At 63.3% G+C, this 21051-nt stretch carries 18 protein-coding genes, 1 tRNA gene and 1 pseudogene; 11 read left to right on the top strand and 9 right to left on the bottom strand.

Features of this window, described 5'->3' with window-relative positions; all coding sequences use genetic code 11:
- From XBLMG947_RS23110 to XBLMG947_RS04160, 3 genes are all read left to right on the top strand, one after another.
- The coding region (locus tag XBLMG947_RS23110; RefSeq protein ID WP_209437462.1) for a hypothetical protein at positions 1 to 190 on the top strand (190 nt) is incomplete at its 5' end.
- 561 nt (positions 191 to 751) lie between these two features.
- Entirely contained in the window at positions 752 to 1039 is a 288-nt protein-coding gene (locus XBLMG947_RS04155; protein ID WP_139074355.1) for a hypothetical protein, read from the top strand.
- Positions 1040 to 1175: 136 nt separating this feature from the next.
- On the top strand, positions 1176 to 2576 hold the full coding sequence (locus XBLMG947_RS04160) for a site-specific integrase (RefSeq protein ID WP_065466525.1): 1401 nt from the start codon (positions 1176 to 1178) through the stop codon (positions 2574 to 2576).
- 1557 nt (positions 2577 to 4133) lie between these two features.
- On the opposite strand, the pseudogene XBLMG947_RS04170 reads toward XBLMG947_RS04160, so the two are convergent.
- The 3 genes and pseudogenes from XBLMG947_RS04170 to XBLMG947_RS04180 form a co-directional block, all read right to left on the bottom strand.
- A pseudogene (locus XBLMG947_RS04170) lies at positions 4134 to 4681 on the bottom strand (DUF6538 domain-containing protein); the annotation flags it as partial.
- A gap of 84 nt (positions 4682 to 4765) precedes the next feature.
- Positions 4766 to 4855 (bottom strand) — tRNA-Ser (locus XBLMG947_RS04175).
- 352 nt (positions 4856 to 5207) lie between these two features.
- The gene (locus XBLMG947_RS04180; protein ID WP_065466526.1) at positions 5208 to 6224 is read right to left on the bottom strand and encodes a LysR family transcriptional regulator; all 1017 of its coding nucleotides are present in this window, start codon (positions 6222 to 6224) and stop codon (positions 5208 to 5210) included.
- A 100-nt stretch (positions 6225 to 6324) separates the two neighbouring features.
- Between XBLMG947_RS04180 and XBLMG947_RS04185 the strand changes: the two genes are divergently transcribed.
- Complete coding sequence (locus tag XBLMG947_RS04185) at positions 6325 to 6909, top strand: FMN-dependent NADH-azoreductase (RefSeq protein ID WP_065466527.1); 585 nt, start codon at positions 6325 to 6327, stop codon at positions 6907 to 6909.
- 330 nt (positions 6910 to 7239) lie between these two features.
- Here the strand turns inward: XBLMG947_RS04185 and serS are convergent, their stop codons facing one another.
- Positions 7240 to 8520 (bottom strand): serine--tRNA ligase, encoded by a 1281-nt coding sequence (gene serS, locus XBLMG947_RS04190; protein ID WP_065466528.1) that lies wholly within the window; start codon positions 8518 to 8520, stop codon positions 7240 to 7242.
- A 111-nt stretch (positions 8521 to 8631) separates the two neighbouring features.
- On the opposite strand from serS, the gene XBLMG947_RS04195 reads away from it, so the two are divergent.
- Positions 8632 to 9294 carry an energy transducer TonB gene (locus tag XBLMG947_RS04195; RefSeq protein ID WP_065466529.1) on the top strand — a complete coding sequence of 221 codons (663 nt, stop codon included), beginning with the start codon at positions 8632 to 8634 and terminating at the stop codon, positions 9292 to 9294.
- 362 nt (positions 9295 to 9656) lie between these two features.
- A complete protein-coding gene (locus XBLMG947_RS04200; RefSeq protein WP_065466643.1) occupies positions 9657 to 10124 on the top strand; it encodes an energy transducer TonB in 468 nt (155 codons plus the stop codon).
- A gap of 283 nt (positions 10125 to 10407) precedes the next feature.
- Here XBLMG947_RS04200 and aroA read toward each other — a convergent pair whose 3' ends face one another.
- The 3 genes from aroA to serC all read right to left on the bottom strand — a co-directional run bounded on the left by aroA (position 10408) and on the right by serC (position 14217).
- Positions 10408 to 11730 (bottom strand): 3-phosphoshikimate 1-carboxyvinyltransferase, encoded by a 1323-nt coding sequence (gene aroA, locus XBLMG947_RS04205; protein WP_065466530.1) that lies wholly within the window; start codon positions 11728 to 11730, stop codon positions 10408 to 10410.
- A gap of 124 nt (positions 11731 to 11854) precedes the next feature.
- Positions 11855 to 13066 carry a prephenate dehydratase gene (gene pheA, locus XBLMG947_RS04210; protein WP_065466531.1) on the bottom strand — a complete coding sequence of 404 codons (1212 nt, stop codon included), beginning with the start codon at positions 13064 to 13066 and terminating at the stop codon, positions 11855 to 11857.
- Positions 13067 to 13131: 65 nt separating this feature from the next.
- The gene (serC, locus tag XBLMG947_RS04215) at positions 13132 to 14217 is read right to left on the bottom strand and encodes a 3-phosphoserine/phosphohydroxythreonine transaminase (protein WP_065466532.1); all 1086 of its coding nucleotides are present in this window, start codon (positions 14215 to 14217) and stop codon (positions 13132 to 13134) included.
- Positions 14218 to 14405: 188 nt separating this feature from the next.
- On the opposite strand from serC, the gene msrP reads away from it, so the two are divergent.
- Both msrP and msrQ read left to right on the top strand, forming a co-directional pair.
- A complete protein-coding gene (msrP, locus tag XBLMG947_RS04220) occupies positions 14406 to 15374 on the top strand; it encodes a protein-methionine-sulfoxide reductase catalytic subunit MsrP (protein WP_065466533.1) in 969 nt (322 codons plus the stop codon).
- Between the two features lie 277 nt (positions 15375 to 15651).
- Complete coding sequence (msrQ, locus tag XBLMG947_RS04225) at positions 15652 to 16308, top strand: protein-methionine-sulfoxide reductase heme-binding subunit MsrQ (protein ID WP_065466534.1); 657 nt, start codon at positions 15652 to 15654, stop codon at positions 16306 to 16308.
- On the opposite strand, the gene XBLMG947_RS04230 is transcribed toward msrQ, so the two are convergent.
- A complete protein-coding gene (locus XBLMG947_RS04230; protein ID WP_065466535.1) occupies positions 16250 to 17059 on the bottom strand; it encodes an FHA domain-containing protein in 810 nt (269 codons plus the stop codon). The two genes, msrQ and XBLMG947_RS04230, sit on opposite strands and share 59 nt — an antisense overlap.
- Positions 17060 to 17293: 234 nt before the next feature.
- Here XBLMG947_RS04230 and XBLMG947_RS04235 point away from each other — a divergent pair, with 234 nt between their 5' ends.
- The 3 genes from XBLMG947_RS04235 to XBLMG947_RS04245 all read left to right on the top strand — a co-directional run bounded on the left by XBLMG947_RS04235 (position 17294) and on the right by XBLMG947_RS04245 (position 19858).
- Positions 17294 to 17569 carry a polyhydroxyalkanoic acid system family protein gene (locus tag XBLMG947_RS04235; RefSeq protein WP_042822008.1) on the top strand — a complete coding sequence of 92 codons (276 nt, stop codon included), beginning with the start codon at positions 17294 to 17296 and terminating at the stop codon, positions 17567 to 17569.
- Positions 17570 to 17729: 160 nt separating this feature from the next.
- The gene (locus XBLMG947_RS04240; RefSeq protein WP_065466536.1) at positions 17730 to 18290 is read left to right on the top strand and encodes a phasin family protein; all 561 of its coding nucleotides are present in this window, start codon (positions 17730 to 17732) and stop codon (positions 18288 to 18290) included.
- A 572-nt stretch (positions 18291 to 18862) separates the two neighbouring features.
- Complete coding sequence (locus XBLMG947_RS04245; protein ID WP_065466644.1) at positions 18863 to 19858, top strand: restriction endonuclease; 996 nt, start codon at positions 18863 to 18865, stop codon at positions 19856 to 19858.
- A gap of 154 nt (positions 19859 to 20012) precedes the next feature.
- Here XBLMG947_RS04245 and hutC read toward each other — a convergent pair whose 3' ends face one another.
- Entirely contained in the window at positions 20013 to 20750 is a 738-nt protein-coding gene (hutC, locus tag XBLMG947_RS04250; RefSeq protein WP_065466537.1) for a histidine utilization transcriptional repressor HutC, read from the bottom strand.
- Between the last annotated feature and the right edge of the window lie 301 nt (positions 20751 to 21051).

The raw sequence follows: 21051 nt of genomic DNA on the forward strand, positions 1-21051 counted from the left end.
CCCGACGCTCAAGGAAATTGACATGCCCATTTTCAATCAAGCCATCAAAGCGACCTTCTTCCTGACGCTGCTCGTGTCGAGTAGTCACGCAGCGGCCGCTTGCGGCGTCGTTGCGCACATCGAAGGCTCCATCAGCGGCTGGCCCACCCGTGTTGCCAACTCTTCAAACGATCGACTGAGAACCGCATAAGCGGCCAATAGCTGCACCTTCACAAAGGGAGAGCATGGCGGCGGCCAGATACCTCCCGGCGCGGCAGGCGACACCCATGTGACGGTTCGTATCGATACCGTGCCGGTCCGAACCTGCCACGTCTTCAAGCTTCCTTCCAACGCACCGCAGGGAAGCAGAAACCCAACCACCTGCATTTGAGCGGTTGATTCGATCAATCTGGTCCCGGAACACATCGCCAGGCAACGCCAGGGCTCGCCCCGCCGCGCAATCACGGCGCATGCGTGCTGATTTCATTGGGCGAACCGTGACGAACCAGCCGTCGGCGGCACTCGACGAGGATCCGGATCGAGACGTTATGTCGGGTACCGACTTTCCGAAACCACCAAGGTGCAGACGGAAGCAACCTCTCAACGATCCACCGCGAATGCGTCGCTTCCTTCATCAGAAGGATCGCCAGGTGCAATGCCTCACGTGTTGCATCGATACCCAGTCAACAGCGTTGCCCAGCGTGTCGTTCGTGCAACAGGCCGTTCGGCAACCGGAGCGATCAACCGGCTCCGTTTCTTCATGCCCACCACAGTGAAAGAAGTTCCCGGCTTCAAGGTCATTGCGAACGGCGACAACATCCTGGTCCAGGCCGGCAACCCGACCCAGTACCTCGTCTCGCAGATCGGGCCGTATCCCAACAGCAACTTGATCGTCGGCAATTCCTACGACATCCCGGACCCGAATCATGCGACCGGGATCGCAGTGGAGCTGGTGCATGCGCCTGGTGGTGCAATGCAGACCGCAATTGACTGCGATAAATCGACACAAACTCTCTTGAAACCCTTGATTTACAAGACTTCTCGCCGGATAACGAACTGACGGGTCCGAGAAGCATCCCAGCCGGGACACCTCAACACCTAAGGACTACGCCGACAGCGCAGATTTTTGTATCGCCCCCGTTGACGAATTTTCGTCCTGTCATATCCCTACTTCCATCTCTCGATGGAAGTGACCCATGACCGCTCTGCCCTCCGCAGCACTCAACGATTACATCGCCTCGCCCTTCGGCCTCCTGCATCTGGAAGGCATCCACATCGGACGGTTCCGCATCGACCGCGCCATCATCCGCGGCCGGGAAGCGGCCATCAATCTCCAAGAATGCATCCTCGCCGCGCTCGACGAAACCGGACGAAAGAGCGGCCTTAAGAGAAACACACGCTATCCCGCTCAGCTCCCTATGGGCACGCCGTCGCGTCCCTTGGCCAAGGAAATCGAGGACCACCTGGAAGACATGCGCCGCCGGCAGCTCGACCCGAAGACCGTCTTGGCCACCGAGCGCACGTTGAAGCTGCTGCTTCTTACCTGCGGCAACATCTCCGCAGCTCGTGTGGACTACCACCACATCCAAGCGCTCTGGACGCTGCTGCGTTGGGCTCCGAGGAACCTAGTATCAGATCCGCTGCTGAAGGATCTCACCTTCGACGAAGCCATCGCCATGGGCAAAGAGCAAGACGTGCCGCCGCTGGCCCCAGCTACCGAGGAACGTCACCGCCGATTCCTTGTTGCCTTCTTCAACCACTTGGTCAACGGACAAGCCATCGACGTGTCACCGATGAAGGCCTTCCGGAAGCCCAAGGAAGATCACACCATCGACCCCGCCAAGGCGATCCGCCTGTTCGAGGACGTCGACCTGCAAGCCATTTTTGACCCCGCGACATTCATTCCTTGGGCCAAGAAACCGCAGTATTGGTGGGCACCGATGATCGGCCTATATACCGGAGCCAGGGTCAACGAAGTCTGCCAGCTGAAGTTGACCGACATCATCGAAGAACGCGGCATCTGGTGCATCGCCTTCCAGAAGACGTTGGACCAAGACTTGGCCGCGGACCCGAAACGCCGGCGGCGCAGCCGGCAAAGCATCAAGGGCGCGGGGTGCATGCGCATCATCCCTATCGCCAAGCCGCTCTTGGAGGCCGGATTCCTGGAGTTCGTGGAAGATATGAAAGCGATCGGCCACCCCCGCCTGTTCCCGCTGCTCTCTGCTGGGGTGAACCGCACCACCGGGGAAACCAACGCACGTTACAGCCAGCAGTTCGTCGTGGACTTCGGGCGCTACCTGAAGAACCTCGGCTTCCCCAAGGGCGTCGGATTCCACGCCTTCCGCCACACCCTTGCCACCGAGCTTGATGTCAACGATGTTCCAGAGAAGGAGATTGCTCTGGTCACGGGCCACAGCACCAATCCCCGCGACCGGGTCCAGGTCTTGCGCCAGCACTACCTGCACAAGAAACCGCAGGTGACGCGAAGCAAGCAAATCAGCGCACTGGAGCTGTATCAGCCCAAGGTAGAGCTGCCGCGCTACCAGCGGGGGCAGTTTGCCAAGTGCTTGGCTGATCCGAGCAAGTTCTACCCGTAACGCACGGCAAAAGCCGGCTAGCGAGAGAGGGACACTGTGTCGTTCCATCCAACCGCTTGACGTTGTTATTTTTTTGACCTACATATCCCAGTGTCCGTGGATGCATATCCGTTTCTCCTCAAAGCAATTCGCTGATGGGCGACTTACAATTTTTAACCAGGATGAGTGGCTTTCACTTAAAGGCTCAAAGCCTGATCGATCGTCTAAGAGTACGGTCGTTTTGTAAGCAGCAAAATCATCGACTCCGCTGCTTGTAAGCGGATCTTCAGGGATAATCATGACCAAGCCAAAGAAGCCTCTCGCACGTTTTCAATCGGCATGCATGAAAGGAGTTAGGCTAGCATTTCGAAAACACCATAGATTTACTGGTGGCTACTCGCTCAAGCAGGCGCCCGAAGCGTTTATCCAAGGAGAAATCGCATGCGCGCTCTCTAAAATTGCTCCATACGTAACGTTAGAGAGCAGCGTGCAGATGCTACTAAGAGAAGCTGGCGCGGAGCTCCGTGGAAAGAAACCGCGCAACGGTCGAATCGATCTGGCAGTCTGGTGGTCTAACGGAACACCTCGATTCGTCATAGAGATTAAAAAAGTATATTCAAAGGATTCCATCAGCTCAGACGCAAAGCGCCTTAGACAGGTGCTTGGACGAGGAGGAACCAGTCGGGAGGGGATCGTCGTTGTCTACTCCGACGCAGCTAAGGTCGAAACACTGAGAGACCGATTTTCGACGCTGGCCAGCCGTAGCCGGACTAAGGCGTCGACCACATCAAAAGTGACCTCTTTCTCGGATGACAGCGGGAAAATTCGCTATTGGCAAGCGGCTTGCTTCTTAGTTAGAGCTCAATAGTAGCCACGCCCGTCAGTAGCAAGGCCGAACTTCAACTGGAGAAGATGCCGATCTTGATCGCGCGTTGCGCGCACGATTGGTGGTCCGCTGAAATGGCAACTTGGGGCAACCATCAGCGCGAACCTCCAGCCCCCGGCAGGAAATAGAGAACCAATAACCGAGCGGTGGATCGTGAAGCACTACAGCGCACCGCCCCCTTGCTGTCGGATTGAGGTGGACAGCAATCCAACTCGGAACGACCTCAGGCTTCGAAGCCTGGCGGGAGCACTCATCCACGGATGAAGACTGACAAAGAATCGATAAGCGATTGCCCTAGTCGCATGTGCCCAGGCCCAAGCCGCAGGACGCCCTCAAAACGCTTCCGATAGTCTTCAACCTCCCAGAGCCAAGCCTCCTGCATTTCATAGCGCGGGTTGTATAGCACCCAGATCAGCCGATCCCACTCGTAGTTCGACGGCTTGGGAACCCGGGTCACTGTGCTGCCTCGCTTACCGCTGGGTCGGTTTCCCTTCACTTGGTAGCGCAGACCCTGATAAACGAAGTCATGGCCCCGCTGGACGGCAGTCGCACCGCGCATGCAAGCAGAGTAATCAGCCAGGGAGCATCCCAGCAGCACGGCAGCGTCGTATTCCGACAATGCAGAGGTGATGGCCGGAGCATTCCCAAAGGCGGCCTCCCAAGCCAAGGAGGCCTCAACTAGCTGCTGGCGCAGACTCTTTGAGGGTCGCCAGGAACGCGTCACGGGCCTTGCCCAGCGTCATCGTCCGATGGCCGGCGCAGATGATTGCCCAGCCGGGGTGGTCTGGTGCGACGCTCCGAATGTGTTGAACGCGGCAACTGGGAGCCGCGATGGTTGAGTGGGTGCCCCACCCCTTGCTTCCAGCTCCATCAACTGCCGATACAGCTTTAGGTCTTTGGGGCTGTCGATCTCCCACCGCTCGACCACCGTGCCATCCGGCTGGCGGGTGCGGTTGAGCGTCAGTTCCTGGAGGTTCTCGGCGCTCGTCAGGCGAGCGATGAGCAGGTCAGCGTCCGTCTTGCTCAGCTTGGCCACGCGTTGATCCTTCAACTGTGCGAAGAGCCGAGCATAGCCCGCTCCAAGCACCACCGCACGCACATGCGCCTGCGCCAAGTCCTTCGTTTGCAGGGTGCGTTTGATAAGCCGGCAGCCCATCACGGTTTGCAAATCGATGGGCACACGTTGGACGAACGACCAGCGGCCGGTGGACGACCGGCTCAAATGATGAGGGATGCGCATGCGAGTGTTTCCTCTGCATGCTTCCTGCCTTCCAATCAAACCAAATCAGATTTTTACATTCAAAATCAATGACTTGGAAGCGACTGGCGGAGAGAGTGGGATTCGAACCCACGGAAGGTTTGACCCTTCGCCGGTTTTCAAGACCGGTGCCTTAAACCGCTCGGCCATCTCTCCGATGCTGCTGCGCGTGATACCGAAGGCATCGGTTGTCACGCTGACGACCACGCGTTGCACGCGTGGCGCCCGGTGGTGGCCGCATGGGCATCTTGTGCGCAGCCACCGCTCCCTGGATCGCTCCCGGGCGCGCATTCTCGCATGCCCGGGCGCGTTTTGCTCAGTTACCCCGCACTGCCTTCGGGCGGGGCGGCGACTGTGCTGTCGATTATGGCAGGCCGCGGCAAGTTGCGGATCGGCCGGGCGCACCTAAGACAGATGCAGCCCGCCAAACATCTGAAGCGGACTGACTGCCGAGCAGCTGGCGGACTGCCAAAACCTGTCGGCCAGACACAGCGGCCAGGCACAGCTCTCAGCCGGCTTCGGCCACCGCCAAGCGCGGTGCCGTGCCGGCGGCACGCTTGAGCTTTTCGGCAAGTTCGGCGCAGTTTCCGCCGCAATCCAGGCGCGAGCGCTCGATTTCCTGCGGCAGGTGTTCGGCCAGGAAGTCGATGAACACGCGCACCGCCGGCAGCAGGCCGCGGCGCGAGGCGAACACGGCGTGGCAGATGCCCTGAGGCAGCGACCAGTGCGGCAGCACCACTTCCAGTTCGCCGCTGCGCACGGCTTCGGCGCAAACGGTTTCCGGCAGCATGGTGATGCCGAAGCCGTCGCGCGCCATCGATTGCAGCAACGGGAAATCGAACCCGGCCAGGCGCGGCTGCAGGTCCACGCGGCGCATTTCGCCGTTCGGGCCGTGCAGTTCCCAGCGCTGATGCGCTTCGTCCTCGCTGGTGCTCATGGTGGTGTGGTTAGCCAGTTCGCTCGGGTCTTTCGGGCGTCCGGCGCGGTCCAGATACCTGGGGCTGGCCACCAGCAGTTCCTGCACCTGGCCGAAGCTGCGCATTACCAGGCTGCCGTCGTCGTCCAGCCGCGAACGCACGCGCAGGGCGATGTCGTAGCCTTCATTGATGACATCGACGCGGCGGTTGCTGATGTTGAGCTGCAGCCGCACCTTGGGATACTTGGCCAGGAATTCCGGCAGCAACTTGGGCAACTGGATTTGCGCAAGCGAGACAGGAACGCTCACACGGACAAGACCGCGCGGCTCGGCACTGAGACGATCCACCACCTCGCGCGCGGCCTGGGCCTCGGCGAGCATGGTCTGGGCATGGCGGTGCACGCTGGTGCCGACGTCGGTCACCGCAAAGCGGCGCGTGGAGCGCTGCAGCAGGCGCACGCCAAGATCGGTTTCGAGCTGGCTGATGCGCCGGCTCAGGCGCGATTTGGGGATACCGAGCGCACGCTCGGCTGCGGCGAAGCCGCCGTGGTCCACCACCATCGCGAAGTAGTACAGGTCATTCAGGTCGTGCATGGCAAATGCATCCATGGATAGAACGATAAGTGATATTTAACCACCTTTATCCCAACAGAGCAACGACCTAGGCTGCACTCCTCCGCGGCGCCGCCGCTTGCCATAGGTCATCGCCATGAAACTGCTGCACCTCGATTCCAGCGCGCTGGGCGCTAATTCCATCACCCGCGAGCTCAGTGCCGCCATCGTGGAGCAACAGCGCCGGCTGTACCCCGAGGTTGAAGTGGCCTATCGCGACCTCGACCGCGACCCGATTCCGCACCTGACCGCGCAGACGCTGGCGCAGAGCGATCCGGCAGAGGCTGCGGCCGCCGAAGCGGTGATGCAGCAGTTCTTGCAGGCCGATGTCTTGGTGATCGGCGCGCCGATGTACAACTTCGCCATCCCCACCACGCTCAAGGCTTGGATCGATCGCATCGCAGTGGCCGGGCGTACCTTCCACTACACCGCAAACGGTCCAGAAGGTCTGGCAGGCGGCAAGCGCGTCATCATTGCCAGCGCGCGCGGTGGCATCTATGCCGAGCCGACCAACGATTTTCAGGAGCCGTATCTGCGCCAGTTGTTCGGCTTCCTGGGCATCGACGACATCAGCGTTGTGCGCGCAGAAGGCGTGGCGTATTCGCCGCAGCACCGCGCCGATGCACTGGCCTCGGCACTGGCCGGGCTGCGTGCGGAAGAAGACGCGGCTGTCATTGCATAGGTATGCGGCGTGATGCCTCGCTGCGCCGCAAGAGCGATGCGATGTGCTACGTGCTATGCCGTAAACGAAAACGGGGCCATCGCCGGCCCCGTTTTTTTTACGTCGATGTCAGCTAACCCGGTGGCTCGCGACCAAACACACTCGCACGGTGTGCAGCAGATGACGCGAGCTGTGTCGAACCCACCGCGCTTAACGTAGCTGGCCAAACGTAACGATCACGCGTTTGATGGGCATGGACCGTGCGGAGCCGCAGTGTCCGCATGGAACATGCCGCACTGAACACACGGCGCGCCCACCAGGTGGTAGGCGCAGCCGGTCTGGTCGCCGCGCTTAGCCGATGCGCTCGATCCCGCCCATGTAAGGGCGCAACACCTGCGGCACATCGATCGAGCCATCGGCGTTCTGGTAGTTCTCCATCACCGCAATCATCGCGCGGCCCACTGCCGTGCCCGAGCCGTTGAGGGTATGCAGCAGTTCCGGCTTGCCGCTGACCGGATTGCGCCAGCGTGCCTGCATGCGCCGCGCCTGGAAATCCCCGCAATTGGAGCACGAGGAGATTTCGCGATACATGTTCTGCGACGGCAACCAGACTTCAAGATCGTAGGTCTTGATCGCGGAAAAACCCATGTCGCCGGTGCACAGCAACACCTTGCGATACGGCAGGCCGAGTTGTTCCAGCACCACTTCGGCACAACGCGTCATGCGCTGATGTTCGGCATCGCTGTCTTCCGGCGCGCAGGCAGTGACCAGCTCCACTTTTTCGAACTGGTGCTGGCGGATCATGCCGCGCGTATCGCGGCCGCCGCTCCCGGCTTCGGCGCGAAAGCACATCGAATGCGCCGTCATGCGCAGCGGCAGGCGCTCGGCATAGATGATCTCGTCGCGCACGATATTGGTCAGCGGCACTTCGGAGGTGGGGATCAGATACCGGCGCGACTCGCCCACTTCGGTCTGGAACAAATCGTCTTCGAACTTCGGCAACTGCCCGGTGCCACGCATCGAATCGGCATTGACCAGCAGCGGCACATTGGTTTCTTCGTAGCCGTGCGCGCCGACGTGCAGGTCCAGCATGAACTGCGCCAGCGCACGATGCAGGCGCGCGACCGGGCCGCGCAACACGGTGAAACGCGCGCCCGACAATTTGGCTGCCGTTTCGCCATCCAGCCAGCCGTGCGGCGCGCCGAGTTCCACATGGTCCTTGACTTCGAAATCGAACTGACGCGGCGTGCCCCAACGCGATTGCTCGACGTTCTCGCTTTCGTCCTTGCCCAGCGGCACATCCTCGGCCGGCAGATTGGGCAGGCCCAGCGCGATGACTTCGAGCTGGGCGCGAATCGCATCCAGCGCGTCTTCGGACGCCTTGAGCTCATTGCCGAACCCGGCCACCTCGGCCATCAGCGCGGCGACATCTTCGCCCTTGGCCTTGGCCTGCCCGATCGCCTTGGATTTGGAATTGCGCTGACTCTGCAACTCCTGCGTACGCACCTGGATGCGCTTGCGCTCGCTCTCAAGCGACTCCAGTTCCGCAATGTTCAACTCGAAGCCGCGCGTGCTGCGCAGGCGCTCGGCAAGGTCGGCGGGGTGTTGGCGAAGCAGGGCCGGATCTAGCATCGGAATATGTGCGTCAGTGGGATAGCGCGAGATTATCGCCTGTTCCGCCAGCTGCTGCGATCGATTCACCGCGGCTATGCCAGAATTACCACGAGTCCTCAGGTGAGCTCTATGCCCGCGCCCCGTCCTGCGTCTGATCGCCATATCGTTCTGCGTCTGCCCCGCCACACGCTGAAAATTGCCGGCATCGCCTTCGCTGCCGGCCTGCTGTTGTTCCTGCTGGTCTGGGCGACCGGCCGCAAGGACGACTTCTATAAAGCCTCGCCAGCCCAGCCGAGCGCGGGCGCGCAGACCGACGACACCATTGCGCCGCTGCCGGCGCCGTTGCCGGCCCAAGACGGTGCCAGCGACATGCCGCAGGCCACGCCGCCGGCCGACACCCCGACCCTGGTGGACACCGCGCCCCCCGACCCGCCCGCGCCGACGCGGCTGCCGGAAAATGCAGCGCCTGGTGCGCCTGGCAGTTCGGCGCCGTCTAGCGCTCCCGTCGCCGGTGGCGATCGTCCGGTGCCGATCCAGGGCCAGATGCCGCCACCCCGCTATCCGTCGGCCGCGCTGCGTCGCGGCGATGCCGGCAATGTGGTGGTGCGCGTCGATGTGGATGCTGCCGGCACTCCCGGGGGCGTGACTCTGGTGCAGCGCAGTGGCTCGCGCGATCTGGACCGTGCGGCAATGGAAGCAGTCCGGCACTGGCGCTTCCATCCCGCGCAGCGTAATGGTCAGCCGGTGGCTGGCAGCATGGACATCCCGTTCGAGTTCAAGCCTGCGCAGTAAGCGTGGCGAACTCATCTGGCGCCTGCGTGCCAGCTACCAGGCGCGGCGCCCGGGGCAAGCCTGGCAAGCCCTGGCTAACGTTACGCAATCGAAACGTCAATGCAGATTTAACTGCGCCGCAATGTTCGGCTTGACTAAGCTGAACGTCTAGGAAGCTCTAGCGTTTCCGTCGCCCACCGCCTTAGCTGCCCCTCAGCTACTGCCGACCAGACTGGTCCCCGTCATCCCTAAGATGCGCCAGGAGGCCGGCCATGTCCTTCACCTCGAATCCGTCATCCGCCCATGCGTCGTCGTTGCCGCAACACGGCCGCCGTGGTGTGGCGCGGCAGCAGGACGTGGAGAGCGACGGCGCTTCGCCCTGGCTGTGGGCCACGCTGTTGGCGTTGCTCATCGTGGTACCCGGTTGGTGGTGGGCAAGGCACAGCGACGAATCGTTCGCGATCGATACGCAGCCGGCACCGGCGGCCAGTCGACAGATCCTGCCGACAACCGATGGCCCACGCGCGGTGACGATGGTGGCGCACCAACCTGCGCGCCCAGCGCTCAGCAGCGTGGACGCCAAGCCGCTGCCGGGCAACGCAATGCCACGCTATCCGGCAGACGTGGCGCGTGCAGGCGTCCAGGGCAGCCGCACAGCACGTCTACAGCTGGATGTGCAGGGCAAGGTCAGTGATGTGACCGTCGTCGACCGCAATGGCAGCGATGACCCGCGCCTGGACGCGGCGGTGACGGAGAGCCTGCGTCAGTGGCGCTTCGAACCCGCCATGCGCGACGGCCACGCCGTGGTAAGCAGCGTGCAGGTGCCCGTGGAGTTCACGGCGCAGCGCTGAGGGTGGTTGCGCTAGGCGCCGAGGGCTGTTGCGGTGCGTCGCTTCACGCGCTGAACAAGTTCTGCCCCTGTTAGCTGATCGACTGACTCCACCAACAAGGCTTCGGCAAGTCTTCGATCGACACGCCGCCCCGCTTTCGCAAAAGTGGAGCGGTCAGCGTTATGAGAGTGGTCCACAACTACGGGATATAAATAACGGCGTCATGGAGTTATCTGCATGACTCCAGGATAGCCGCGGCATTAAACCTACCCGAAACGCATCGCGCTCGATCGGCCAAAACGCCTCACCGAGGAAGCACCGCTTCCAGCCCAAATCCGGCACCTTGCGCCAACGTATCGAAGCCCGGGAACGACGTTGCGACGTTCGCCACGTCGTTTACCTGCACGCTGCCGGTGGACAGCTGGCCGGCGATCGCGAACGCCATCGCAATGCGGTGGTCGCCATGACTGTCGATCACGCCGCTGCCGATGCTGCCGCCGTGGATGGTGGCGCCATCCGGAGTTTCGTCGACCTGCACGCCGAGCGTGCGCAGGCCGCTGGCCATGGCCGCCAGACGATCGGATTCTTTGACCCGCAACTCGGCAGCGCCGGTCACCACGGTCTGCCCGCTGGCCGCAGCCGCAGCGACGAACAAGGCCGGAAACTCGTCAATCATGTCCGGCACCAGCGCTTCGGGAATCTGCGCGCCGCGCAACGGCGCATAACGTACGCGCAGATCGGCCACCGGCTCACCGCCATGTTCGGCATGGTTCTCTTCGCCGATGTCCGCACCCATCAGGCGTAACGCGGACAGCAGCCCGGTACGGCGCGGGTTCAAACCGACCGCGCGCAGCACGACCTCCGAGCCGGGGACAATGCTGGCAGCAACGATAAAGAACGCAGCAGATGAAAAATCCGCGGGTACCGCGATATCGGTCGCGCGCAAACGCTGCCCGCCACGCAAACGTGCTTTACCCGGCGAAAACCCGATGTCCACGCCAAATGCCGACAACATGCGCTCGGTGTAGTCGCGGGTGGGATGCGGCTCGGTCACCGTGGTTTCGCCCTGCGCATACAGACCGGCCAGCAGCACCGCAGACTTGACCTGCGCACTGGCAACCGGCGAAACGAAATCGATGCCCTGCAGCGCCTGTCCACCATGCACGCGCAATGGCGGAGTGCCGTCGTCCTGCGTGTCGATCCGCGCGCCCATCTGCGCCAGCGGGCCGGTCACACGCCGCATCGGCCGCTTGGACAACGACGCATCGCCCACCAGCACGCTGTCGAAGCGCTGCGCGGCCAGCAGGCCGGCCAACAGGCGCATGCCGGTGCCCGCATTGCCGCAATCCAGCGCCTCGCTCGGCGGCTGCAGGCCATCCACACCCACGCCGTGCACGATGCGCTGCGACGCCGACGGCGTCTCGATGCGAACGCCGAGCTTGGCGAAGATGGCGGCAGTGGAGCGCGTGTCTTCGCCTTCGAGAAAGCCGTCGATCTGCGAAACGCCATCGGCGAGCGCGGCGAACATCACTGCGCGGTGCGACACCGATTTATCGCCAGGAATGGCCAGGCGGCCCTGCAATGCGGTGCCGCGTCGTGCGATCCAGTGGTGCGTGCTGCTGCTCATGCATGTGATCCGATGGCTGCGACATCGCCAACGCTGGCGACGCGCTTTGAGGGAGGTTGCGGCGCTGCCGTCGCCACAAAGGAAGCGGCGCGCCCGCGCTTGCTGGCGTATCGCGCTTGGACGCTCAGGGAATGGCCACCGGATACGAACCCAACACCTTGATCTGTGCCGAGTGCGCTTTCAGTTCGGCCAGCGCCTGCTTCATCGCATCGTCTTCGACATGGCCGACCAGATCGATGAAGAAGCCGTATTCCCACTTGGCCTGATGCGAGGGACGCGACTCGATGCGGTTCATGCTGATGCCGTGGCGCGCGAACGGGCTGAGCACGTCGAACAGCGCGCCAGGCTTGTCGTGGATGAACACCAGCACCGAGGTGCGGTCGTGCCCGGACGACGGGAAGATCTGCCGGCCGATCACCAGGAAGCGCGTGGTGTTGTCGTCATCATCTTCGATCGATTTCATGATGACTTTCTTCAAGCCATACACGTGCGCCGCGCTTTCGCCGCCAATGGCAGCGGCATCTTCAGCGTTACGTGCGCGGCGTGCGCCTTCGGCATTGCTGGAGACGGCGATCTTTTCCACCTTGGGCAGGTGCAAACGCAACCAACCGGCAGTCTGGGCGAACGATTGCGGATGCGCGTAGATGCGTTCGATGTCTTCCAGCCGGCCGTTGCGCGAGAGCAAATACTGATGCACGCGCAGCTCGACTTCGCCGCAGATTTTGAGATTGGAGGTCAGGAACATGTCCAGGGTGACCTGGATGGTGCCCTGCCCTGAATTTTCTACCGGCACCACGCCAAAGTCGGCGTTGCCGGCTTCCACTTCCTGGAATACTTCTTCGATGGTCGCCATCGGCAGGCCCACCGCGGAACGCCCGAAATGCTTGAGCACCGCCTGCTGGCTGAAGGTGCCTTCCGGGCCGAGGTAACCGATCTTCAGCGGCTCCTGCTGCGCAAGGCACGCCGACATGATTTCGCGATACACGTGCACCAGCACTTCATCGCTGAGCGGGCCTTCGTTGCGATCCACCACCATGCGCAGCACCTGCGCCTCACGCTCGGGGCGGTAGTAATCCACCGCCGCCGCCAGCTTGCCCTTGGCCTTGCCGACCTGATGCGCAAAATTGGCGCGCTCGGCAATCAGTGCCTGGATGTTGCGGTCGATCTCGTCGATCTTGGCACGCACATCGGCCAACACCGGCGCTGCGGTCTTGATCGCAGATTTGTCAGCCGGCGTGCTCGCGGCCTGAGTGACTGAAGCACCTGCGGATTTCTTCGCCGGCTTGTTGTTTTTGCCGCCAGTGGCGGCCGTGGGCTTGTTGGACTTGGGAGCCATCGCTGGGCGTTCCTAAAATGGCGGCGCATGCGCCTGCGCGGCAGAGGCCGCAGGTAGATAAAAATTCAGCCGTGACGCTGCTGGAAGTCGTGCATAAAGGCAGCCAGCGCCTGTGCGCCCGCCACCGGCATCGCGTTGTACAGCGAGGCACGAATGCCGCCGACTGCCTTGTGGCCTTTCAACGCAAGCAACCCGGCCGCCTTGGATTCGCTGACGAATCGCGCATCGAGCTGCTCATCCGGCAAAAAGAACGGGATGTTCATGCGCGAACGCACTGCCGGCTTGATCAGGTTGCGATAGAAGCCGCCGGAGCCATCGATGGCGCCGTACACCAGCGCGGCCTTTTCGGCATTGCGGCGCGCGAATTCCTGCACCCCGCCCTGCTCCAGCATCCACTTCACGGTGAGCCCGAGCAGATACCAGTTCCAGGTCGGCGGCGTGTTGAGCATCGAATCGCGCGCGGCATGCGAGGCGTAGTTGAAGATGTCCGCGCGCGGTTGGCCGGCGCGTTCCAGCAGATCGCGTCGCACGATCACCACCGAGATGCCGACCGGGCCCAGATTCTTCTGTGCGCCGGCATAGATCAGGCCGTAGCGCGCGATATCCAGCGGCTCGGAGGCGATCGACGAACTGAAGTCGGCAAACAACGGTAACGTCCCCACGTCCGGCGTGTCGCGGAATTCGACGCCGTGAATGGTTTCGTTGGCGGTGATGTGCACGTAGGCCGAGTGCGGCGACAAGGTCCAGCTGGCCACCGGCGGGATGTCGATGAAGCCCTCGGCCTGCGCGTCGGCAGCGATGCGCGCATCCGCATACGTGGCCGCCTGCTTGATCGCGGTCTTGCCCCAATGCCCGGTGATGACGTAGTCGGCCGCCTGGCCCGACGCTGCGAAGTTGAGCGGCAGCAGCGCCTGGATGGTGGTGGCGCCGCCGGAGGTGAACAACACCGCATAGTCGTCGGGAATCGACAACAACTTGCGCAGATCGGCTTCGGCGGCAGCCGCCACGGCGATGAAATCCGCGCTGCGGTGGCTGATTTCCACGATCGAGGCGCCAACGCCGTTCCATTCGACCATCTCTGCCTGCGCCTGCCGCAGGACCGATTCCGGCAATGTCGCAGGGCCGGCACTGAAATTGAACGCGCGTGTCATGGCACACCTTGTCGAGCTAGCCTTCTAGTATGCCGCAGCGCATCGGGCTTGGCAGCGGTCAAAAAGTTGCAGCTGCATCCTTTTGATCGAACCTGACGTAACGTAGGCGTGCATCAACGCGAACTTTTGTCCCGATTCGCCACTCTCAGTTCGCCACTCTCACGCTGCAGCCACTGCCGGAGCCTGCCATGTCGTTTCGCGATGCTTTCAAATTGCCGTCCAGCGAGATCACCGATGAGGCCGTTTACCGCGACCGTCGACGGCTGCTGCAGCTATTTGCGCTGACCCCGGCGCTGGGTGTGGCCGGTTGTGCGGAAGCCGATCCGCCGCCTCCGCCCAAGACCGTGGTGACGCCGGCGCAGGCGCGCAGCGGATTCCGCACCGCCGAGGAACTGACCCGGCTGGAAGACGTCACCAGCTACAACAACTTCTACGAGTTCGGCACCGACAAGACCGATCCATCCAAGGCTGCGAAGACGCTGAAGCTGTCGCCGTGGACGGTGAAGGTGAGCGGCGAGTGCGAGAAGCCCGGCAGCCTCTCGCTGGACGAACTGCTCAAAGGCATCGCGCCGCAAGAACGTATCTACCGGCTGCGCTGCGTGGAAGGCTGGTCGATGGTGATCCCGTGGACGGGCGTGCCGTTGGGCGAGGCGCTCAAGCGCTTCGCGCCGACCTCCAAGGCCAAATACGTGGCCTTCACCACGCTGGCCGACCCGCAGCAGATGCCCGGCGTGCGCTACCGCTCGATCGATTGGCCGTACCGCGAAGGCCTGCGTATCGACGAAGCGATGCACCCGCTGACCCTGCTGGCCACCGGCTTGTACGGCAAGCCGTTGCCGCAGCAGAACGGCGCACCGTTGCGGCTGGTGGTGCCGTGGAAATACGGCTTCAAGAGCATCAAGTCGATCGTGGAAATCCGCTTCGTCGAAAAAATGCCCGAGACCGCGTGGCACGATCTGCAACCTTCCGAATACGGCTTCTTTTCCAACGTGAATCCGGCCGTGGACCATCCGCGCTGGAGCCAGAAGACCGAGCGCCGTATCGCTGGCACCGCCAGCAAACTGTTTGCCGAGCGCATCGCGACCAAGCCCTTCAACGGGTATGCCGATCAGGTCGCTTCGTTGTATGCGGGCATGGATCTGAAGAAGTGGTTCTAGGGTGATCGCTCGATCGACGTGAGCCCCCCCCTGCGAGAGCGCGATGAGGTATGACTGGCAATGCCTCAAGTCCTGACAGCGCGCTCCTGCGATGCATTCTTCGTACCGGTGGTGCCTCTGTAGGCCAGGGTAGTCCGCAGAGCACAGCCGCGCAGGATAAGCGTCTGTCCGCAATCCCTCGGCGCGCAACGCTGCAAACCGATCCGTCCCTGGCTGACGTGCATGACGCGCAGCCGAGCACCGCCTCTTTCGCACACCGTTTCATCGACGAGATCGCATGGCCAAGACATCCACTTCCGTGATCGCTGCCAAGGCACTAATGCATGCCGCCGCGCTGGCGCCGATCGTCCTGCTCGGCTGGCAGTTCTGGCAGGTGTGGCAGAGCGGTAGCGACGCGTTGGGCGCCGACCCGGTGGCCGAGATCGAGCACCGCACCGGGCTGTGGGCACTACGTTTCCTGCTGATCACGCTGGCAATCACGCCGTTGCGCCAACTCACCGGGCAGGCGGTGTTGATCCGCTTCCGCCGCATGCTGGGACTGTACGCATTCTTCTATGCCACCGTGCACCTGGCGGCCTATCTCACGCTGGATCTGCGAGGTTTCTGGACGCAGATCTTCGAAGAGATCCTAAAACGGCCCTACATCACCGTGGGATTCGCCGCGTGGCTGCTGCTGATGCCGCTGGCGATCACCTCCACCCAGGGCTGGATGCGTCGGCTCAAACGCAACTGGGGCCGCCTGCACATGCTGATCTATCCGATCGGGCTGCTGGCAGTGCTGCATTTCTGGTGGCTGGTGAAATCCGATATCCGCGAGCCGGCGCTGTATGCCGGCATCCTTGCGGTGTTGCTGGGCTGGCGCGTCTGGAAAAAACTCAGCGCGCGCCGAACCACAGCAAGGCGCTCAACGCCGCCGCCAGCAACACCGCGCTGAGCAGCAGCCAGGGCCAACGGGCCACCTTCACCGGTGCGTGCGTCGGCTCTGCAACGGCACACGGCGGCGGCGGCGGTTCGGTATCGGGCAGATCCCAGGTGGTGCTGTGGTGGGTACGTGGCACTTCCACCACAAACCGGTGGCGCGCATCGAACACGACCTGATCGCCGGCCTGCAGCCAGCCATCGCGCACCTGGACGCCGTTGATCCAGCTCCCCTCTTCCGAACCGAGATCGCGGATCAGCACACGGTCGCCATGCCGCTCAAGGCGCGCATGCTGGGCGGCGAACGCAGGGTCGTCGATGACGATGTCGGCGGCGGCATCGCTGCCGACCAGACGCGAGCGGTCGAGGGTGAAACTGCGCCCGTGATGGCGTCCGCCCAGCCCGCGCAGCAACAGGCAGACCTCGCTCAGGCCGGCAGTGTCATCCTGGATATCGTTGGCCGGCGCAGTGGACGGTGCGCTGCGCAACAGCATTTCCACGCCATCGGCATAGATCGCATCGCCTGGCCGCAGCAGCGCCATGCGGCGTACCGGGCGCCCATTGACATGGATCCAGCGAATGCCGTTGGCCACCTGCAGCCACAGACCGCGTTGGTCCAGGCAGAACTGCGCCAACAGCAACGCGCCCTGTGCATCGTTCACCACACGCACGCTGCCGGAGGCATGACGGACGATCCGGTGGACGCCGGGCTTGAGGGAATGATCCGGCTGTTGCCGGTGGGTGAAATGAACTTGCAGGTCGCGCACCGCCCGCAGCCTAGCAGGTTTGCTCCCACACGCGGCTATCTTGGGTGATCTCCCCACTGGGCAGCTGCCGAGCGAGCGTCAGGAAAGCGATGCAGTGCGGTCAAGTCTGCGCATCGGCAATGCCGAAGACCCGCATTCCTGACATCGGCAGCAGCGCAGCGCACGGTCGCACTTGGAGCCGGGGCCGCGCATGCGCACAATGCGCCCTCACTTTTCGCATGACCCATCGCCCCCATGTCCAGCATCGATATCCGCCACGACCATTCCTTGACGCCGGCCCAGGCCCGCGCGGCCATCGACGAGGCGGCGCGCAAGCTGACCGATCGCTACGGCATCGCCTCGCATTGGGAAGGCGATACCTTGCGCATTGCACGTGCCGGCGTGGATGGGGCGATCGCGCTGCTGCCGCAGCAGGTGCACGTCACCGCAGAGCTCGGCTTTTTGCTGTCGGCCGTACAGCCGATGGTGGAATCGGAAATCCGCCGCTTGCTGGCCGAAAAACTGGCCTGAGCGCGATTGGCACTGCGCTGCTTCAGCGCCAAGTCACCTGCCCAGGCGCTTGTGGGTAGATGCTGGCAAAACGCTTGATCGGGCGCCGCTTCACCTGCCCGATGCAAGGTCGGTACTAGGGTGAAGGCAACGTCACTTTGGCAACCTACAGGAGCATCGCATGACGACCGGATACGACCGCAACGGAAACCGCGACAACGCGGCCCAGGGCTTCCAGGCGCAGGCGGAACAGATCTCGCGCCGGCTTGGCGAATCGGGACAGACCGTGTGGCTGGCAGGCTTGGGCGCGCTGGGCCGCGTGCAGAGTGAAGGCGGCAAGCTGTTCGACTCGCTGGTGCGTGAAGGTGCCGCCTACGAGCGCACCGGCCAGCGCAAGGCGGCCGAAAGCGTCGACGAACTGCGCGACGAAGTGGAAACCCAGTTCGAGCAGGTCCGCGACACTGCGGTGCGCGGCTGGGACAAACTGGGCAAGGCCTTCGACGAGCGCGTGAAAGGCGTGCTGCGCACGCTCAACATCCCCGAGCAGGAAGAGCTGGAAAACCTGCGTCGCGAGGTCGAATCGCTTAAGGCGCAGGTCCGCGCCAACACGGCGGCCACCAAGCGTGCCAACCGCACCGCCAACCAGGCCGCGCAGGCGGCCAGCAGCGAGACCTCTGGTGCCAGCGGCGCAGGTGCCGAGACGTCGTCGTCCGGCAACCCTGGTGCGTTCGACCCGGAATAAGCGTATCGATGAACGCAACCGCGCCATTGTGAGATGGAGCGGTTGTGTTCCGCGTTTGGTGGTGAAGGCAAGGATGGCCGTAGCAGGAAAGAGATGGTGCGGCGCCCGGCACAGGCGCTGACCGCCGGCTGGCTTGAAAGACGGCCGCCCTCCACGACGCGTTGTCCCTGACCGCCGACACCGGGCCAATTCGAGCATTTTTCTTGCCGTACCCCGAGCTACTGGGCAATGCCGGAATCAAGGCGGCAGTCGGGATCTGACCGAAGTGGCAGGAAGGCGTGACCCTGCCGGCGCGAGAGTTATCGGTACAGGCGTTTGGAATCAGGACCTTACCTTCCAACGCTACGTCAGCGCGCAATGTTGCAAAGCAACATGATTTTTTAGACAATCGCGAACGGCCCGCCAGTCCTGCGTTACGAAGTCCGTTTGCTCCCCTCCCCCTCACGGCTTCGGACTGGCGGGTCTTTCGCTATCTGGATCACGGCTTGCGCTATCGCCGCGAGCGATCCATTGACGAATCTTTCGCGAAGGATTCTTCTAGACGCACGATTCGTTATACGCGCCATTGCTTGATTCTTATACCTCCCTGGATTCTGGCGCCCCTGGCTGCACTGCTGGTCTGGCTGGCGGTGTGCGCCTATCTCTGGCTGGTGTGGCGACGCGCCAACGAGGTACAGGAAGGCATGCATGCGCTGGCCGTCATGCACTGGCGCGATTTTTCTGCCGTGGTGCTGCGCGTTTTGCAGGATCAACGCGGATGGCAGCCGACTCAGTTGCCGCAGGACGGCCTGCCCACCGCCGATTTCATGATGCAAACCGAGCATGGCACCCGTCTGGTGGCCTGCAAGCACGGGCGTGGTTATCGCATCGGCGTGGCGGCAGTGAACGAGCTGGGTGCGATGGCGCGGCTGGCCGGCGCCAGCGGCGGCGTGATGGTCACCGAAGGCCGCATGGAGCGTGGAGGTATCGCCGCCGCGCAGAAACAGTCGATCGAAGTGCTGGACGGTGGGCGCCTGTGGCCGCTGCTCAAACCGTATCTGCCTGGCGATGTGGAAACCGGTGTGGTCGGCACGGCGCGCCGCCGCGCGATCCAGCACAGCCTGATCGCCGGCGCCGCGCTCACAACGCTGGCAGCGATGGCGGTGCTGGCGCTGCGCCCGCCGGATCCGGTACCGGCCGCACCGCGCACCGCAGTGGCCTCGCCCGTTCCTGCACCGGCACACGTGGTGGCTTCGCGTACGCCCTCCACGACGACATCGCAGCCGACGCCGCCATCGACTGCGTCGGCTACGCCACCGGCAGCCGGCGCAGAACCGGATGCCGCAACCATGCAGGGCTATCGGCGCGAGGTATCCAAGACATTGGCGCAGACGCCGGGCCTGGTGCGCGGCATCTGGCTGACCCAGGTGACGCTGGTGGTGGATCGTACGGTGGACGACAGCGCGGCATGGCCGCTGATCTGCCGCGAGCTGGAACGCTACCCGTACCTGCGCACAGTGCGCGTGCAGCTCAACCCGCGCCCGGGAATCGCCGAGCCGGTGCGCTGGCGACAATGCACCACGATTTGATCCTGCTGCGTCGCCTGCTGCGTTCGCGCTGTGGCGCGCGGGCTTGCTGAGCAATCACTGAAAGCCGCACCAGCATGCGGCGCGTTCCCCACTGCCGACAACGGCTGGCAGCGACATTAGCGCTGCGGTAGCACCGTCGCCTGCCGACATCACCTCACCGCATTCCCGGCGCAAACCGTGCCACCAGATCGTAGGAACCGCCGAGAAACATCTGGCGCACGTAGGTGACCGGCTGGTCGCCGCGCCAGGTATGACGATCGATCACCAGGCAGGCTGCGCCATCGGCCGCCTGGAGCTGACTGGCCTGCGCTGCGTCGGCGCTGCTCGCGCTGATGCGATGCTCGGCGCGCGTCCATGGCACGTTGCGCAACAACCAACTGCCCGGCGCCACTTCGGTGAACGGTTGCGCCAATGCCTCCGGCACGGTGGTGATATCGATCACGCGCTGCTCCAGCGCAAACGGGCGGCCATCGGCCAGATGCACGCTGTGCAACGCCAGCACTTTGCCGGTGCTGCCCAACGCACGTTCCTGCGGCACGCGCTTCCGTGCGTTGCGCAACTGCCGCGACAACAATGCGAAGCGGTAAACGTGGCCGCGCGTGGTCATTTCCACTTCGATGTCCGGGATCGAGAGCGCCACCTGTTCCAGATGCGGATGCTGCCGTGCCACGAACGAACCAGTACGACGGCGACGTTCGATCATGCCGGCATCGGCCAGCAAGCCGAGCACCTTGTTCACGGTCATGCGCGAGCAGCCGTACTGCGCCATCAACTCGTGCTCTGGCGGCACGCGGTGCCCGGGCGGCCAGTCGCCGCTATGGATGCGATGTTCCAGATCCTGGCGGATGCGTTGATGCAAGGTGCCAGGCGCGACGGTGGGGGTGGCGGTCAAGGCGCAAGTCTCCGGGAAGAGCGACTATCCAATCGGCATGCAACATCGGGCGGACGGGTGCACCAGCTGCGCGTTGCGGCATGCACACGCTGCGTTGATGAGGGCGCTACATGCATCTGTCCAGCCGACGCTGCCGCGTTTTCAGCGGCTCCAGCACTCGCATCGCGCGCGTCTCTACTTGGAGCAGCTAAGAGCACGATTGCACGGCCGGCTGGCTGGCGCGGCCGGTGCTCCGGCTCGGCAGGCACCGCAACCACTGCGGTTCCTGCGCGCCCTCGTCGCACACCTGACGACTGCCCGC

It is taken from the genome of Xanthomonas bromi (assembly GCF_900092025.1).
Lineage (GTDB): Bacteria > Pseudomonadota > Gammaproteobacteria > Xanthomonadales > Xanthomonadaceae > Xanthomonas > Xanthomonas bromi.

What these genes read in the sequence shown, in the direction of transcription:
- XBLMG947_RS04160 (WP_065466525.1), top strand. Translation starts at nt 1,176, where the DNA reads ATGACCGCTCTGCCCTCCGCAGCACTCAACGATTACATCGCCTCGCCC.
- XBLMG947_RS04180 (WP_065466526.1), bottom strand. Translation starts at nt 6,224, where the DNA reads ATGGATGCATTTGCCATGCACGACCTGAATGACCTGTACTACTTCGCG.
- XBLMG947_RS04185 (WP_065466527.1), top strand. Translation starts at nt 6,325, where the DNA reads ATGAAACTGCTGCACCTCGATTCCAGCGCGCTGGGCGCTAATTCCATC.
- serS (WP_065466528.1), bottom strand. Translation starts at nt 8,520, where the DNA reads ATGCTAGATCCGGCCCTGCTTCGCCAACACCCCGCCGACCTTGCCGAG.
- XBLMG947_RS04195 (WP_065466529.1), top strand. Translation starts at nt 8,632, where the DNA reads ATGCCCGCGCCCCGTCCTGCGTCTGATCGCCATATCGTTCTGCGTCTG.
- aroA (WP_065466530.1), bottom strand. Translation starts at nt 11,730, where the DNA reads ATGAGCAGCAGCACGCACCACTGGATCGCACGACGCGGCACCGCATTG.
- pheA (WP_065466531.1), bottom strand. Translation starts at nt 13,066, where the DNA reads ATGGCTCCCAAGTCCAACAAGCCCACGGCCGCCACTGGCGGCAAAAAC.
- serC (WP_065466532.1), bottom strand. Translation starts at nt 14,217, where the DNA reads ATGACACGCGCGTTCAATTTCAGTGCCGGCCCTGCGACATTGCCGGAA.
- msrP (WP_065466533.1), top strand. Translation starts at nt 14,406, where the DNA reads ATGTCGTTTCGCGATGCTTTCAAATTGCCGTCCAGCGAGATCACCGAT.
- msrQ (WP_065466534.1), top strand. Translation starts at nt 15,652, where the DNA reads ATGGCCAAGACATCCACTTCCGTGATCGCTGCCAAGGCACTAATGCAT.
- XBLMG947_RS04235 (WP_042822008.1), top strand. Translation starts at nt 17,294, where the DNA reads ATGTCCAGCATCGATATCCGCCACGACCATTCCTTGACGCCGGCCCAG.
- XBLMG947_RS04240 (WP_065466536.1), top strand. Translation starts at nt 17,730, where the DNA reads ATGACGACCGGATACGACCGCAACGGAAACCGCGACAACGCGGCCCAG.